The 14,636-nt window shown below is 61.2% G+C and carries 13 protein-coding genes; 3 read left to right on the top strand and 10 right to left on the bottom strand.

All coding sequences use genetic code 11. From position 1 onward, the window contains the following. Positions 1 to 68 precede the first annotated feature (68 nt). From era to NCHU2750_RS04635, 8 genes are all read right to left on the bottom strand, one after another. Positions 69 to 1,043: a GTPase Era gene (gene era, locus NCHU2750_RS04670; protein ID WP_245480384.1), complete on the bottom strand. Its 975-nt coding sequence runs from the start codon at positions 1,041 to 1,043 to the stop codon at positions 69 to 71. Between the two features lie 9 nt (positions 1,044 to 1,052). After that, the gene (rnc, locus tag NCHU2750_RS04665) at positions 1,053 to 1,769 is read right to left on the bottom strand and encodes a ribonuclease III (protein ID WP_162939490.1); all 717 of its coding nucleotides are present in this window, start codon (positions 1,767 to 1,769) and stop codon (positions 1,053 to 1,055) included. Next, positions 1,769 to 2,518: a signal peptidase I gene (gene lepB / locus NCHU2750_RS04660; protein ID WP_119942937.1), complete on the bottom strand. Its 750-nt coding sequence runs from the start codon at positions 2,516 to 2,518 to the stop codon at positions 1,769 to 1,771. Before lepB ends, rnc begins: the two co-directional genes overlap by 1 nt. Before the next feature lie 139 nt (positions 2,519 to 2,657). Beyond that, positions 2,658 to 3,065, bottom strand: coding sequence for a holo-ACP synthase (gene acpS, locus NCHU2750_RS04655; RefSeq protein WP_119939397.1), 408 nt, complete (start codon positions 3,063 to 3,065; stop codon positions 2,658 to 2,660). A gap of 16 nt (positions 3,066 to 3,081) precedes the next feature. Beyond that, positions 3,082 to 3,657 (bottom strand): DUF2062 domain-containing protein, encoded by a 576-nt coding sequence (locus NCHU2750_RS04650; RefSeq protein ID WP_119939396.1) that lies wholly within the window; start codon positions 3,655 to 3,657, stop codon positions 3,082 to 3,084. Positions 3,658 to 3,897: 240 nt separating this feature from the next. Continuing rightward, positions 3,898 to 4,053, bottom strand: a complete 156-nt coding sequence (locus NCHU2750_RS04645) for a DUF3563 family protein (protein WP_119939395.1) — start codon at positions 4,051 to 4,053, stop codon at positions 3,898 to 3,900. 371 nt (positions 4,054 to 4,424) lie between these two features. Further along, positions 4,425 to 6,374, bottom strand: coding sequence for a methyl-accepting chemotaxis protein (locus NCHU2750_RS04640; protein WP_119939394.1), 1,950 nt, complete (start codon positions 6,372 to 6,374; stop codon positions 4,425 to 4,427). Between the two features lie 427 nt (positions 6,375 to 6,801). Beyond that, the gene (locus NCHU2750_RS04635) at positions 6,802 to 8,733 is read right to left on the bottom strand and encodes a methyl-accepting chemotaxis protein (protein WP_119939393.1); all 1,932 of its coding nucleotides are present in this window, start codon (positions 8,731 to 8,733) and stop codon (positions 6,802 to 6,804) included. A gap of 753 nt (positions 8,734 to 9,486) precedes the next feature. Between NCHU2750_RS04635 and NCHU2750_RS04630 the strand changes: the two genes are divergently transcribed. Further along, complete coding sequence (locus NCHU2750_RS04630; RefSeq protein WP_119939392.1) at positions 9,487 to 10,482, top strand: YiiG family protein; 996 nt, start codon at positions 9,487 to 9,489, stop codon at positions 10,480 to 10,482. Between the two features lie 110 nt (positions 10,483 to 10,592). Here the strand turns inward: NCHU2750_RS04630 and NCHU2750_RS04625 are convergent, their stop codons facing one another. Next, entirely contained in the window at positions 10,593 to 10,991 is a 399-nt protein-coding gene (locus tag NCHU2750_RS04625) for a VOC family protein (protein WP_119939391.1), read from the bottom strand. 90 nt (positions 10,992 to 11,081) lie between these two features. On the opposite strand from NCHU2750_RS04625, the gene NCHU2750_RS04620 reads away from it, so the two are divergent. Together NCHU2750_RS04620 and NCHU2750_RS04615 are read left to right on the top strand one after the other, a co-directional pair. Beyond that, on the top strand, positions 11,082 to 11,786 hold the full coding sequence (locus tag NCHU2750_RS04620; RefSeq protein WP_119939390.1) for a helix-turn-helix transcriptional regulator: 705 nt from the start codon (positions 11,082 to 11,084) through the stop codon (positions 11,784 to 11,786). Between the two features lie 102 nt (positions 11,787 to 11,888). After that, entirely contained in the window at positions 11,889 to 12,272 is a 384-nt protein-coding gene (locus NCHU2750_RS04615) for a VOC family protein (RefSeq protein WP_119939389.1), read from the top strand. A 91-nt stretch (positions 12,273 to 12,363) separates the two neighbouring features. Here NCHU2750_RS04615 and NCHU2750_RS04610 read toward each other — a convergent pair whose 3' ends face one another. Next, the gene (locus NCHU2750_RS04610) at positions 12,364 to 14,610 is read right to left on the bottom strand and encodes a RelA/SpoT family protein (RefSeq protein ID WP_119939388.1); all 2,247 of its coding nucleotides are present in this window, start codon (positions 14,608 to 14,610) and stop codon (positions 12,364 to 12,366) included. Positions 14,611 to 14,636: the final 26 nt, after the last annotated feature.

The following is a 14,636-nucleotide window of genomic DNA, read 5'->3' as shown; positions in this document are numbered from 1 at the left end:
CATTGGCAAACAATATCGCACAAAACACCCAGGGCGCGAGCAATCGCTCCAGTTGCGAAATTTTGCCGTCAGCCCCTGGGGAAATCGAGGCCCATTTCGCGGAAACGCTCGGGATCATCGCCCCAGTTCTCGCGCACCTTGACGAACAGGAAGAGATGAACCGGCTGTTCGAGGATCTCCGAAAGCTCCTTGCGGGAGGCCGTCGAGATCGACTTGATCGCCTCGCCACCCTTGCCGAGCGCGATCTTCTTCTGGCTTTCCCGCTCGACATAGATGACCTGTTCAATACGAACGGAGCCATCCTTGCGCTCTTCCCACTTCTCGGTTTCGACGTGAGAGGAGTATGGAAGTTCCTGGTGCAGGCGCAGGAAGAGCTTTTCGCGGGTGATCTCGGCGGCGAGCTGGCGCATCGGCAGGTCGGAGATCTGGTCCTCGGGGTAATACCACGGGCCTTCGGGCAGGGTTTTCGCCAGATAGTCCATCAGATCGCCGCAGCCGGAACCGGTCGTGGCCGAAATCATGAAGGTGCGTTCGAAGGAGACATATTCGTTGGCGGCGGCGGCAAGCTTCAACAGATCCTCGCGGCTGACGCGGTCGATCTTGTTCAAGACCAGGATCTTCGGCTGATGGACGTCCTTCAGGCCTTCGAGGATGGCTTCTGCGTCGCCACGAATGCCGCGCTCGCTGTCGATCAGCAGCATGATGAGATCTGCATCCTTGGCACCGCCCCAGGCGGAGGTGACCATGGCGCGGTCGAGCCGGCGGCGTGGCTTGAAGATGCCGGGCGTATCCATGAAGACGATCTGGGCGTTGTCGTGGATGGCGATGCCGCGCACGATGGCGCGGGTCGTCTGCACCTTGTGGCTGACGATCGAGACCTTGGCGCCGACCAGCTGATTGACCAGGGTCGACTTGCCGGCATTGGTGGCGCCGATCAGCGCGACGAAACCGGAATGGGTCGGGCCGGCATTTACCTCGCCGGAACGCGCTGCATCGGCGCCCTGCTCGTTTTCATTGCCGGCGATGTTGTCGTCTTCGATCATCTTGTCCAATCAATCTGCGGCAGAAGCGCTCTGCCAGATACCCTCGCGTTCGAGGATGCGTGTTGCGGCCACCTGCTCGGCGGCCCGTTTGGAGCGATCGGTACCGGTTTCCGGCGCCACGCCCTTGATTTCCACCGTCACCGTGAAGCGCGGATCATGATCCGGTCCGGAGCGGTCGTCCACCCTGTAGACCGGCGTCACGCCGAATTTCGCATGCGCCCATTCCTGAAGCTCGGTCTTGGCATCGCGGCGGGCCGCATCCGCCTTGGTGGCGCGATCCGTCCAATAGCGCAGAATGAAGGCGCGCGCCACTTCGAGCCCACCATCGAGATAGAGCGCTGCGATGAGACTTTCCACCACGTCGGCGCGCACATTCAACATGCGCTTGCCGGTGAGCTTCTTGACGTCGGCGCCGGTGCGGATGAAGCGGTGCAATTCCAGCTGATCGGCCACCATGGCGCAGCTGTCTGCACTGACGAGCTGGTTCAGGCGAACAGACAGCTCACCCTCTTCCGCCGAACGGAAGGTGGTGAACAGGAGTTCGGCGACGCAGAGGCCGAGCACGCGGTCGCCGAGGAATTCCAGACGTTCGTAATTGGCATTCTTGGCGCTACCGGTGCTGGCATGGGTCAGCGCCCGGTCAAGCCACTGCTTGTCGACGAACTTGTAGCCCAGCGCCGTCTCCAGCTGCCCAACCTCGTCCGTCGACAAAGATCGCGGTTTCATCAATTGACGCCCTTGAACAGACGATCCCAACGCATGTTGGACGGCCACTTCCAGATTTCGCGGAAGGAAGTGTCGTTGCCGAGCGAGAAGAAGATCACGCTGGCGCGGCCGACGAGGTTTTCGGCGGGAACGAAGCCGACGTCGAAACGGCTGTCGAGCGAGTTGTCGCGATTATCGCCCATGAAGAAGTAGTGGCCCGGCGGAACGTCGAATTCCGGCGTGTTGTCGCCACGCGAATTCTGCATCTCGTCCAGCGTGTCGTAGGTCTTGCCGTTGTCGAGCGTCTCACGGAAGATCGGCACGTTGGTGCCCGGATCCATCTGGTAGTCGGAGGTGAATTTGCCATCGGCCTGCTTGGGAACCGGCTTGCCATTGACGTAGAGAACGCCGTCACGCATCTGGATCTTGTCGCCCGGCAGGCCGATCAGACGCTTGATGTAGTCGATATCCGGGTTCTGCGGCAGGCGGAAGACGATGACATCGCCACGCTTCGGCTCGCTGAATTCCAGCACGCGGCCGGAAAACAGATTCGGCGAGAAGGGCAGCGAATATTTGGAGAAGCCGTAAGCGAACTTGTTGACGAAGATATAGTCGCCGACCAGAAGCGTCGGCATCATCGAACCGGACGGAATGGTGAAGGGCTGGAACAGGACCGTGCGGATCACCATGGCCAGCAACAGGGCCTGGATGATGACCTTGATGTTTTCCCAAAGGGCGTTCGGCTGCTTCGTATCGGCTTTTTCGGACACGTCTTTCAATCTTTCTATCTCGGCGAGTGGCTGAACTGTCTAAACTCTTCGCAAAGCCGCGGCAATGGCCACGAGATTACGAATCCTTCATACAAGGTGGTTGCGAAGAGCTTTCGACAGGAAGCGGCAAATCAGATCGTCACATCCCCGCCGCCGGCCGGGCCTCGATGACGACGAAGGCCTGTGCATAGGGATATTCGTCGGTGATGGTGATGTGGATGACCGGCTCATGGCCGGAGGGAAGAAGTTCGTTGAGCCTGTCGGCGGCACCGCCGGTCAGCGCCATGGTCGGCTTGCCGCCGGGAAGATTGACGACGCCCATGTCCTTCCAGAATACGCCCTCTGCAAGGCCGGTGCCAAGCGCCTTGGAACAGGCCTCCTTAGCGGCAAACCGCTTGGCATAGGAGGCGGCGCGGTTCTTGCGGCGGTCGGATTTCGCCCGTTCGATATCGGTGAAACAGCGATGAGTGAACCGTTCGCCGAAGCGCTCGATGGATTTCTCCACGCGCCTGATGTCGATGAGGTCGCTCCCCATGCCAATGATCATGCCGATATCCTGTCGTTTACGCGGTCAAGCCCGTGTGGCCTGACTTGATGCGCCTCGCCCTCTCCGTCAAGCGGTGAAGGCGGCGATTGCGAAAACCACGCACGGCAAAATAGGTGGCAGCGTAGAAAATAAGCGCGCAGACGATGCCCGGCGGCAGGGAGCCGATCAGCATCGGCTCAAGCACCGGCCCCCAGAGCTGCGACATGTCGAGATGGGCAAACAGCGCGCCGAGATCGATATGGCGAGAGGTCGGCTCGCCGCCCATGATGAACTGGCCGATTTCCCAGGTGAGCGGCCAGATGATCGGACAGGTGACGGGATTGGCGAATGTGGTGCCGATCGCAGCGGCGATCATGCTGCCGCCGAGCAGCCAGGCAACCGGAATGGCAAACAGGACATGCAGGCCGAGGAAAGGGGTCCAGGCGCTCAAAACGCCGACCGCGATACCGGCTGCCACCGCATGCGGCGACCCGCCGATGCGCATGACCTTCAGGCGGTGATAGCCGAGCGAACGGCGAAACCCGCGCCTGGGGATGAATACCCCGGAAAGCCTCTGGCGCAATGTGAGAGGTATGCGACGGCGAAACGGCATTTTATCAACCTGTCCAGTCGATCCGGACAGGACCGGCCCCATCTTGGCATGACTATCGAACCATTGGTTATCCGAAGCCGAGGATCATGGCAAATTTTGGGATAAGGCTTGCGCCTCCCTGCCCTGCGAGATGTCATCGCAGGCAAACCGCAGCGATGGCCTCGGCCATCGCCAAAGGCGCCCCACCCTGGAAGCGCCACGGGGGACAGGCCTCATGCAAACAGGCCTGCCGAACAGATATCAGTAGCCACCCTTGCGGAACATGCCGCGGTCGACCTGACGCATGCGATATTCGAGGTCGATACGATCGCGGGCATCATTAAGATAGGCCATTTCGCGATCCTGGGCGGTGGGGACGCGCAGAGCGCGGGCAAACTTGCGTACGGTGTCAAACATGACGGTTCTCTTTTCTCGGGTTCATTCTGCTGCAGCTAAAATACGATGTTGCCGGCTGCTTTACCAACCCCAGGGCAGCGAGACAGATTTGCACCAGACGCATGGCTTGCGCATTGATTATCGTCAAACTGCATCAAAAATGGTATTATGGCACCTCTCTCTCAGCATAATGCTCAAAAAAGAACCGCGGAAGCAGGCAAGCCTCCGCGGTTGGTCATATCGTCGCACCCCCCTCTGTGGAAAGTGCCGGTTGTCATTGCCGGATCGGCGTTCGCGCGTCCCGCGTCCGGTCGACGCGCAAAGGGCGCGCCAGCCTTTTCACTCTGGAGCACCGGCCCGAGAATCGGTTCCGACTTCCGGGCTGATGGAGATCAGAACTCTTCCCAGCTGTCGTTCCTGACGGCGACCGCGGCATTGCCGGAAAAGGCGCCGGCAAGCTTGCGACCGAGAGCACGGGCCGGCGATGCGGCCGGAGCCTGTTCAGCGTGGGCAGCCTGAGCCAGATGGGCAGCACGGCCGCCCTGGCGGGGCGCCTGCCGCAGCGACAGATTGAACTGCTGCAGCAATCCGTTCAGCGACGAGACATCACGCGACAGGCCATGGCTTGCCGCCGTCTGTTCCTCGACCATGGCAGCGTTCTTCTGCGTGTCCTGGTCCATCTGGTTGACGGCGGTATTGATCTGCTGAAGGCCGGATGACTGTTCCTGGGCGCTTTCGACGATCGCCGCAACGTGACGATTGATCTCCTGCACCTCGGCAACGATCTCTTCCAGCGCCTTGCCGGTTTCGCCGACGAGATGGACACCATTCTGGACCTGATGGTTGGAGGCGGTGATCAGTGTCTTGATCTCCTTGGCGGCATTGGCCGAACGCTGGGCGAGCTCGCGCACTTCCTGTGCGACGACGGCAAAGCCCTTGCCGGCCTCCCCTGCCCGTGCTGCCTCGACGCCGGCATTCAGCGCCAGGAGGTTGGTCTGGAAGGCGATATCGTCGATGACGCCGATGATATTGCCGATCTCGCCCGACGACTTTTCGATCGCTTCCATCGCCTTGACGGCGCTCTGCACGACCTCGCCGGACTTTTCGGCGCCCTGGCGGGTGCGGGCAACGAGGCTGCCGGCCTCGCTGGCACGCCGTGCGGCATCCTTGACCGTTGTGGTGATCTCTTCCAGCGCTGCAGCGGTTTCCTCGACGGAAGCCGCCTGCTGTTCGGTGCGCTTGGCAAGATCGTCGGCGGCCGACTTGATCTCGGCGGAACCCGCCTCGATGCTGCGGGCGTTTTCGGCGACCTGTTCGAGTGCTTCCTGCAGTTTTTCGGCAGAGGCATTGAAATCGCCGCGGACGCCATCGAGAGCTTCGGTGAACGGCTGTTCTATGCGGTGAGCGACATTGCCTTCCGCGAGCTGGCTGAGTGCCTCAGCAAGATTGTCGACGGCATATTTGACGTCGGCGGCTTCGCGCGCCTTGACTGCCTCGCGCTCGATGCGCTCCTTTTCCGACAGGCTGCGGCTGTCGACGGCGTCCTGCTCGAGGCGCTGGCGTTCCAGTGCATTGTCGCGGAAGACGGCGACGGCCTGCGCCATCTGGCCGATCTCGTCCTTGCGCTCAAGCCCGGCAATTTCGGCAGCGGCATCCCCGGCGGCAAGCGAGGCCATGCGTTCGCGCAGGCGCACCATCGGCGCGGTGACGCCCTTCTGGGCAATCACCATTGCAACGACGATCGCGATGACATTTCCGGTCAGCATGATGCAGATGGCCCAGAAGATATTCGAGGCGACCTGGTTCGACATTCTCTGCGAACCGTTGTTGATCAGATCGGTCATGGCAGCATTGTTGGCGCCGCTCTTGGCCGAGAACTCCACGGTCAGCTGCTCAAGCCGGTTGATCATGAAGTCGAACGAATCCTTGTCGCCTTCGGCATGTGCCTTGATCAGCTCTTCGCCGACGCCCTTCAGCCCGTCGATGCTGCCGAGCAGCTCGGTGATGGCGGCTGCGCGGTCGGGAACGAGTTTCGGGATCTGCTCAAGGCGGCCTCGGGCAGTGGCGATCTCGGTGCCGAAGCGCTGGGAGAAATCCTTGAACTTATCGGACTTGGGGTCGACGCTGATTGCACGGTTCAGCCAGTTGACCGCCGTCCACATGCCCGCTGTGCCGCGCGGACCAAGGGTCGCGGCAGTGCTCTCGTTCTGAAGGAAGCTGTTGTAAACGGTGTTTGCGTTGTTGAAACGCTCAATGACGAAAGCCAGGCCTGTCAGTGAAATCAGGCTCAGGATGGTGATCGCCATCAGGAATTTGGTCTTGATTTTAAGATTCTTAAGCATCGGATTTACCTCCAAAACGCGATGAAGACAGCGCAACACCTCCACAAGCCGTTCTCGGTTTGCGACTGCGATGCGCAGTTTCTGGAAAGCTGCAACGTCGTAGAGGGGCCAGCCTCGACGCGTGGCGCTGCAGTGCCGACCCCAAGACGAAAGGGTCGAACAAGGCAGGAGCCGTCCGTCAGCGTCACGCGGAAGCGTTCGATGGCAGGCGGCGCACATCATGCGCGCGTTTGAGTGGGGTTTCTCGAATGTCCCGGCGCCAATCTAATGCCGGGCCTTATAATAAAATCTTACGTTGCAGGGCAGAAACCCTACAGTCATGATAAAATGCCGCATCTCAAGCAACAAAAATGGCCGCGGACAGAATGTCCGCGGCCATCACTTCTCGTAATCGGGCCTGACCCTAATTGGTCAGGAAAGGTTTAGCTCAAAACTCTTCCCAGCTGTCGTTCCTGACGGCGACTGCAGCATTGCCGGAAAAGGCGCCGGCGAGCTTGCGGCCCAAGGCACGGGCCGGCGATGCGGCCGGCACTTCCGTGGCACGTGCTGCAAGGACGCTCTGGCGCGGCGCATGCTGAAGCGACAGCTTGAACTGCGACAGAAGCATGTTGAGCGAGGCGACGTCACGGGCCAGACCATGGCTTGCCGCCGTCTGTTCCTCGACCATGGCAGCGTTCTTCTGCGTGTCCTGGTCCATTGTGTTGACGGCCGTGTTGATCTGCTGGAGACCCGACGACTGTTCCTGGGCGCTTTCGACGATGGCGTTGACGTTGCGGTTGATTTCCTGAACCTCGCCGACGATGGCTTCCAGCGCCTTGCCGGTTTCGCCGACGAGATGGACGCCGTTCTGCACCTGCTCGTTGGAGGCGGTGATCAGCACCTTGATCTCCTTGGCGGCATTGGCGGAACGCTGGGCGAGTTCGCGGACTTCCTGGGCGACGACAGCAAAGCCCTTGCCGGCTTCACCGGCGCGGGCTGCCTCGACGCCGGCATTGAGCGCCAGAAGATTGGTCTGGAAGGCGATATCGTCGATGACACCGATGATGTTGCCGATCTCGCCCGAAGACTTCTCGATCTCTTCCATGGCGCGAACGGCCTTCTGCACCACTTCACCGGACTTTTCAGCACCCTGGCGGGTGCGGGCAACGAGATTGCCGGCCTCGGTGGCGCGCCGTGCGGCGTCCTTGACCGTGGTGGTGATCTCTTCCAGCGCGGCAGCCGTTTCTTCGACGGAAGCGGCCTGCTGTTCGGTGCGCTTGGCAAGATCGTCGGCGGCCGACTTGATCTCGGCGGAACCCGCCTCGATGCTGCGGGCGTTTTCGGCAACCTGTTCGAGGGCGGCCTGGAGCTTGGTGGCGGAGGCATTGAAATCGCCGCGAACGCCGTCAAGGCTTGCCGTGAACGGCTGGTCGATGCGGTAGGAGACGTTGCCTTCGGACAGCTGGGCGAGTGCCTGGGCAAGATTGTCGACCGCATATTTGACGTCGGCGGCTTCGCGGGTCTTGGCGGCCTCGCGCTCGATGCGTTCCTTTTCCGACAGGCTGCGGTGATCGTTTGCCTCCTGCTCGATGCGGATGCGTTCCAGAGCGTTGTCGCGGAAGACGGCGACGGCTTCAGCCATCTGGCCGACTTCGTCCTTGCGGCCGAGGCCATCGACTTCGGCAGCGGTGTCACCGGCGGCAAGCGAGGCCATGCGCTCGCGCAGGCGTGCCATCGGCAGGGTGACGCCCTTCTGGGCAATGATCAGCGCCAGCACGACGGCAATGACGATGCCGATCAGCATGCCGATGATGGCAGTCTGGATGGTGGACGAGACTTCCGAGGAAAGGCGGTCTGCGCCATTCTTGATGACTTCCGCCATCGCGCCATTGTTGGCGCCGAACTTCGGTGAAAGGTCGAGGATCGCCTTGTCGAGATCGAGCGAAAGCGTGGTCACCTTGGCTTCGTCGCCGGCAGAATGGGCGGCAAGCAGCTGGTCGCCGATCGCCTTCAGCTTGTCGCCATCGGCCACCAGTTCATCGACCGCGGCCTTGCGGCTGGGAACGATCGCCGGGATCTGGGTCAGGCGGTCACGCGCGCCGGCGAGTTCCTTGTTGAAGCGTCCGGCGAGATCCTTGAACGTGTCCGACTTCGGGTCCTGCGCCAGGGCACGGCTGAGCCATGTCGTCGCAGTCCACATGCCGGCTGCACCGCGGGGACCGAAGGTCGCGGCATTGCTTTCGTTCTGGAGGAAGTCGGAATAGGCGTCATTGGCGGCGCTGAACTTGCTGGTGACGTAGAGCAGGCCGGCAAGCGAGATGGCGCCGAGGATGGCGATGACCATCAGAAACTTGGTCTTGATCTTTAAATTCTGGAGCATGGAGGGACTTTCTCAGCAAAACTGAAAACGAGGCGCATGGTGGGGAAAAGGCAGGAACCGTCTTCAGACGGTGCACATCATGCGCGCGAGGATCGGGACCGATCACGTTGTCCTTGATTAAACATTAGAGACATTTTTATAAAAAATATCTTACACTTGCTGCACTGCATTAGAGTTTTCGCGAGAATCGGATTTACTTTCGCAGATGCAGTAAGACCGGCTGTCTAAAGCTAGCCGAAGCGGCGAAGACCTCACGACACGCGCCCCCCGCGAACCAACGGCACCAAGTACAACGCTCACCTTCGACGGCCGGAGCAATCCGGGCCGCTCGCATGTCGCGGGAAAAATTGCCCGCAGTGCGATTTCTTGCCCATGACAAGCAGGCGTTGCGGCAATAGGAACAGTCCTCAAGTCACCGGATCCGCCGGCAGTTAGCGACTGCAGCCTCGCTCCCCGCGAGGAAGCGATCCACGGACAGACGAAAATTCCCTCGATATATCAATGGATCGCAGGGACAGCCCGAAGCGGTTTTCCGGTCGCGCCAACCTGCCTGCAGGGCAGGATGGAGAAGCCGGCGCCGCACAGGAAAGGAGGACGTCCACAAGACACAGGACACCCGCAATGGATGAAAGCCGGACGGCGCCGGATGCGACATCCGGGACATGTCCTGCCGCGAGGCAATATCGACGACTTTGCCGACGACTGCGCCCCGGAGGCGGCCTTCATCCCGGAATTTCGAAAGAGGAAAATTTGATGATCGCCAATACCCTTTTCAGATCGGCTCCCCGTCGACTGGTTCGCCCGCTCGCCTTTGCCGCCTGCCTGATTGCCCTTTCGGCCTGCGACGACAGCAAGACCAGCCAGAAGGACCAAGGGCAAGAGACGCAAAGCTCTGCCGAACAGGCCGAAGTGCAAAAGTACAACGCCTATGTCGAGGTCGCCAATTCGGTGCAGCGCTCCTATGCCGAGGATCTTTCCACCTACAAGAGCTATATCCAGCCGGTGTTCGACCGCAAGGACAAGAACGACAACCTGTTCTTCTCCTCTTCCTCCACCATGGGCAGGATCAAGGACAATCTGGACAAGGCACGGGCGATGAAACCCGACATGGCCGAAATCGACGGTCCGGCGCAGGCCTATAGCGAGGCGCTCGGCAAGGCCGACCCGGTGGACCGTGACATGGGCAATTATATCGGGGCGAAGACCTATCTGAGTGACAAGGGCGCGCATGGGCGCGAGATCCAGCCCGCCTATATCTCCGCCATGACGGCGCTGGCACAGGCGCAGACGGATTACGTCAATGCCATCGATGCCAAGGACCGGGCCCGCATCAAGGCCGAATTCGACAAGACGGAGAAGGACACCGCCGCCTATTTCCGCATCGGCATGGTCTATCACATCAAGGACAGCATGGACCTCGCCGCAAGCTTCATCGACGGCAAGGGCCTCGGCGACAAGAAAGACCCGTTCAAGGCCTCGCTCGACCAGTTCGGCCAGATGGCCACCGGCTATGACAACAAGATGCGCGAGAAGAACAAGACCGGTTGCTCGGCGATCATGTTCGAGGCCAATGCCTATCTTTCCACCGGCCGGCAGATCATCCAGCGCACCGAGGATGGTTCCTACGAGAAGGACAAGCAGCACGGCTCGCAGTTCCAGTTGATGCAGTCGCGCGAGCGCGAGGATGCCAAGTCGCTCATGCAGAATTACAACGACATGATCAGCAAGCTGAACGAGAACCAGTGCTGAGATAGTCGGCGCGTCATGACCCGCCGACAGGCATTGACGGGCGGGGATTATTTCCGCCCGTCAGACCGGCTCATGAAAAGTGCCGCGGTGACCGGGCAAGGCAATCCGCTTCAACGACTGCCGAAACGCCTTTTCGCCGCTTCCGTCACCGGCATGAAAAGTGCCACGCGCGTGCCTTCGGGATCGGCGAACTGGGCGGTGCGATTTCCCCATGGCATATCCTTCGGTTCGTGCACGACCTCGACATGATCCTTGAGACGGGTGAACTCGGCATCGACATCCGAGACCATGAATTCGAGGATCGCGCTCCTGTTGGCCGCCGGTTCGGCACTGCCCGGCTTGAAAAGCGCGACCGTCTCCTGCCCTCCGATGGCGATGACGGCGCCCGGCGTGACGATCTCGGCGAAGACGGGAGCAAGCCAGTCTGCCTTGCAACCGGTGACCAGCTCATAGAAAGCCACCATCCTCTGGATGTCTGCAGCGACGATGCGGGTGGACGCGAATTTCATGGTTTTCTCTCCTTGGGGCGAAACGATCTCTTCCCTTGCGGTTCTGTCACAGCCATGCTGCCAGCGTTATGGCAGCAGGAGTCACCAGGCATGCGAAAGGCCGAGCGGCTATTCCAGATCATCCAGATCCTTCGACGGTCGAGCCGGCCCGTCACCTCGGCCGAGATCGCCGAGGAACTCGAGGTGGCGCGGCGGACCGTCTACCGGGATATCGCCGACCTGATCGGGCAACGCGTTCCGATAACGGGAGAAGCGGGGTTCGGTTACGTCATCGACGCGCAATACGACATGCCGCCGCTGATGCTCACCCCGGAGGAAATCGAGGCCGCGATGCTCGGTGCCCAGATGGTTGCAAGACTCGGCGACCCGGCGCTCACCAATGCGGCGAGCGACCTCATCGCGAAAATCTCCACCACGATCCCGCCCGCGCTTCTGCCATTTATCGCCGAGCCGGCCGTCGGCATGAGGCCTGCCGATATCCCGGCCGAGATTGCAATCGACACCCGCCCGATCCGGCAGGCGATCCGCGAGGGAAGAAAGATCGCGCTCGAATACCGTGCCGGCAGCGGCGAGACGACCCGGCGCATGATCTGGCCGGTGATCCTCGGCTATGCGGACAGCTATCGCCTGCTGATCGGCTGGTGTGAATTGCGAAAGGGATTTCGCCATTTCCGCGCCGACCGAATTGTCAGGCTCGACGTCATGGAGGAGCCCATCGCCATGCCGCGGCAGAAGCTGGTGCGGCAATGGCAGCAGTGGCGGGCTTCGGAGCTTTCGCGCGGGCGGAGGCCGTGAGCGCGACAGCATGACGGCGCCCCATATTGGACACGTCGTTGTTGTGACATCGCCCCGACGCAATTAAAGCACAACCATCCACTGCAAACCTTGAGAGAGACCATGCGTATCGCCCATTCTGCCCTGTGGACCAGAGATCTCGATGCCGCCGCCTCGTTCTTCGAGCGCTATTTCGGCGCCCGCGTCGGCGCGCCCTATCACAGCAAGAGGCGCGAAGGCTTCGTGTCGCGCTTCGTCGAACTTCCGGACGGGCCGGACCAGATCGAGCTGATGACCGGCCCCTGGATCAAGCAACGGCTGGAAGACGAACATGCGGGATGGGATCACATCGCCATTTCGCTCGGCAGCCGGGAGGCCGTCGACGCGCTTGCCGCGCGCTGCAGGACGGACGGCTGCCTATCCTCAGGGCCGCGCATGACCGGCGACGGATTTTACGAGGCGGTGATCCTGATGCCCGACGGAACGCCGGTGGAGATCACCGGGTAGTCAACGCCGTTATCGACGTCGCCGCCCCCTCGGAAACGACACTCTCTGCGTGACGAAGGCTGGCGGCGGTAGAGACCGTCGCCATCACCCCTCAATCGTAGATCCGCTTGACCGTCGAGATGCAGTCGAGTTCCTTCAGCTGCGACAGGAGCTGGTTGAGCTGGCGCAGGTCCCAGACTTCCACTTCCATGAGGATGTCGGAGAAATCCTCGGTGCGGTTGCCGCCCATGGTGAGGGTGCGGATATTGATGTCGAGGCGGGCGATCGTCTGGGCGACGGTTGCCAGCGTGCCCGGCTCGTTGATCGTGTGCATCTCGATCGTGGCGGGGAAACGCGACTTGTTGGCCTCGTCGAGATCCCAGCGGACGTCGATCCAGCGCTCCGGCTCGTCGTCGAATTTCTGCAGCGCCGGTGCCTGAATGGGGTAGATGGTGATGCCCTTGCCCTCTCCCATGATGCCGACGATGCGGTCTCCGGGAACTGCACCGCTCTTGGCGAAGCGTACCTTGGTGCTGGAGGACAGGCCGCGGATCGGCAGGAGCGTGGCACTGAGCGCCGCGCCTTGCGCATTCTCCGTTTCGGCCTGAGCGGCTGCACCCTGTGCCGGTAGCTTGAACATCATGCCCGAGGCGCTCGGGACATTGAACCAGCCTTCGTCGGTCGAAGGCTTAACGGTGACGCGCTCATCCTTGTAATCGGGGAAGACGGCGCGCAGCACGTCGAGCGACGAGGTTTCGCCGCGGCCGACCGAGGCGATCGTATCCTCGACATCCTTTTGGGCGAGCCGGTGCAGGGCCGGCTTCAGCGCCTCGCGGGAAAAGACCTTGCCGGCGCGCTCGAAGGTGCGCTCCAGAATACGGTGGCCGAGGCCGGCATATTGCTTGCGGATCGCCATGCGGGTGGCGCGGCGGATTGCCGAACGGGCCTTGCCGGTGACAACGATCTCTTCCCAGGCGGCCGGAGGAACCTGCACGCCGGAACGGATGATCTCCACCTCGTCGCCGTTGTTCAACCTCGTCACCAGCGGCATGATGCGACCGTTGATCTTGGCGCCGACGGTAGTGTCGCCGATATTGGTGTGGACCGCATAGGCGAAGTCGATCGGGGTCGCACCCCGCGGCAGTGCGATCAGCTTGCCCTTGGGGGTGAAGCAGAAGACCTGGTCCTGGAAGAGTTCGAGCTTGGTGTGCTCAAGGAATTCTTCCGGGTTGTCGCCTTCGGCGAGCGATTCGATCGTGTGACGCAGCCAGGAATAGGCATTGCTCTCCTTCGGCAGAAGCTCGTCGCCCTTCGCCCCTGCCCTGCCGTCCTTGTAGAGCGCATGCGCGGCAATGCCGTATTCGGCGATTTCCTGCATCAGCTCGGTGCGGATCTGCAGCTCGATGCGCTGGCGCGAGGGACCGACGATCGTCGTATGGATCGAGCGGTAATCGTTCTGCTTGGGGTTGGAGATATAATCCTTGAACCGGCCGGGTACCATGCGCCAGCGGGTATGGACGATGCCGAGCGCCTTGTAGCAGCAGGCAACGTCATCGACGATGATGCGGAAACCATAGACGTCGGACAGCTGCTCGAAGGAGAGCGACTTCGACTGCATCTTGCGGAAGACGGAGTATGGCTTCTTCTGGCGGCCCTTGACGAAAGTGTCGTTCAGGCCGTTGGCGACGAGGAGTTCGCGCAGCTCGTCCTCGATCTTCTTGATCAGGCCCTCGTTACGGGCGGAGAGATCGGCCAGCCGCTGGGTGACGGTCTCGTAGGCTTCGGGATTGATGTACTGGAAGGACAGGTCCTCCAGTTCGTCGCGCATGTCCTGCATACCCATGCGGCCGGCAAGCGGCGCATAGATATCCATCGTCTCCTCGGAAATGCGCGCCTTCTGCTCGGGCTTCATGTGGTCGAGCGTGCGCATGTTGTGGAGACGGTCGGCGAGCTTGACGAGCAGGACGCGGACGTCGTCTGAAATGGCGAGCAGAAGCTTGCGCAGGTTTTCCGCCTGCTTGGCCTTTTTCGACACGAGGTCGAGGCGCTTCAGCTTGGTCAGCCCTTCGACGAGACGGCCGATATCCTCGCCGAACAGTTCGTCGATCTCGGCGCGGGTCGCCGTCGTATCCTCGATCGTGTCATGCAGGAGTGCTACCGCAATGGTCGACTCGTCGAGATGCATGTCGGTGAGGATGGCCGCCACTTCGAGCGGATGGGAGATATAGGGGTCGCCGGAGGCACGCTTCTGCTTGCCGTGCTTCTGCATGGCATAGACATAGGCCTTGTTGAGAAGAGCTTCGTTGGCATCGGGCTTGTATTTCTGCACCCGCTCAACGAGCTCGTACTGCCTCATCATTCTTGGATTTGCCTCTGGACCGACCT

Origin of the sequence: Neorhizobium sp. NCHU2750 (genome assembly GCF_003597675.1) — a bacterium.
Taxonomy (GTDB): Bacteria; Pseudomonadota; Alphaproteobacteria; order Rhizobiales; family Rhizobiaceae; genus Neorhizobium.
Note: the sequence above shows the minus strand (reverse complement) of the source record. Positions and strands in the feature narration are given on the sequence as shown.

Bases quoted from the DNA above. Each gene is read 5' to 3' on its own strand.
- NCHU2750_RS04640 (WP_119939394.1), bottom strand. From the start codon at position 6,374: ATGCTTAAGAATCTTAAAATCAAGACCAAATTCCTGATGGCGATCACC.
- NCHU2750_RS04645 (WP_119939395.1), bottom strand. From the start codon at position 4,053: ATGTTTGACACCGTACGCAAGTTTGCCCGCGCTCTGCGCGTCCCCACC.
- rnc (WP_162939490.1), bottom strand. From the start codon at position 1,769: ATGAAACCGCGATCTTTGTCGACGGACGAGGTTGGGCAGCTGGAGACG.
- NCHU2750_RS04650 (WP_119939396.1), bottom strand. From the start codon at position 3,657: ATGCCGTTTCGCCGTCGCATACCTCTCACATTGCGCCAGAGGCTTTCC.
- NCHU2750_RS04625 (WP_119939391.1), bottom strand. From the start codon at position 10,991: ATGAAATTCGCGTCCACCCGCATCGTCGCTGCAGACATCCAGAGGATG.
- NCHU2750_RS04630 (WP_119939392.1), top strand. From the start codon at position 9,487: ATGATCGCCAATACCCTTTTCAGATCGGCTCCCCGTCGACTGGTTCGC.
- NCHU2750_RS04615 (WP_119939389.1), top strand. From the start codon at position 11,889: ATGCGTATCGCCCATTCTGCCCTGTGGACCAGAGATCTCGATGCCGCC.
- NCHU2750_RS04610 (WP_119939388.1), bottom strand. From the start codon at position 14,610: ATGATGAGGCAGTACGAGCTCGTTGAGCGGGTGCAGAAATACAAGCCC.
- NCHU2750_RS04620 (WP_119939390.1), top strand. From the start codon at position 11,082: ATGCGAAAGGCCGAGCGGCTATTCCAGATCATCCAGATCCTTCGACGG.
- NCHU2750_RS04635 (WP_119939393.1), bottom strand. From the start codon at position 8,733: ATGCTCCAGAATTTAAAGATCAAGACCAAGTTTCTGATGGTCATCGCC.
- acpS (WP_119939397.1), bottom strand. From the start codon at position 3,065: ATGATCATTGGCATGGGGAGCGACCTCATCGACATCAGGCGCGTGGAG.
- era (WP_245480384.1), bottom strand. From the start codon at position 1,043: ATGATCGAAGACGACAACATCGCCGGCAATGAAAACGAGCAGGGCGCC.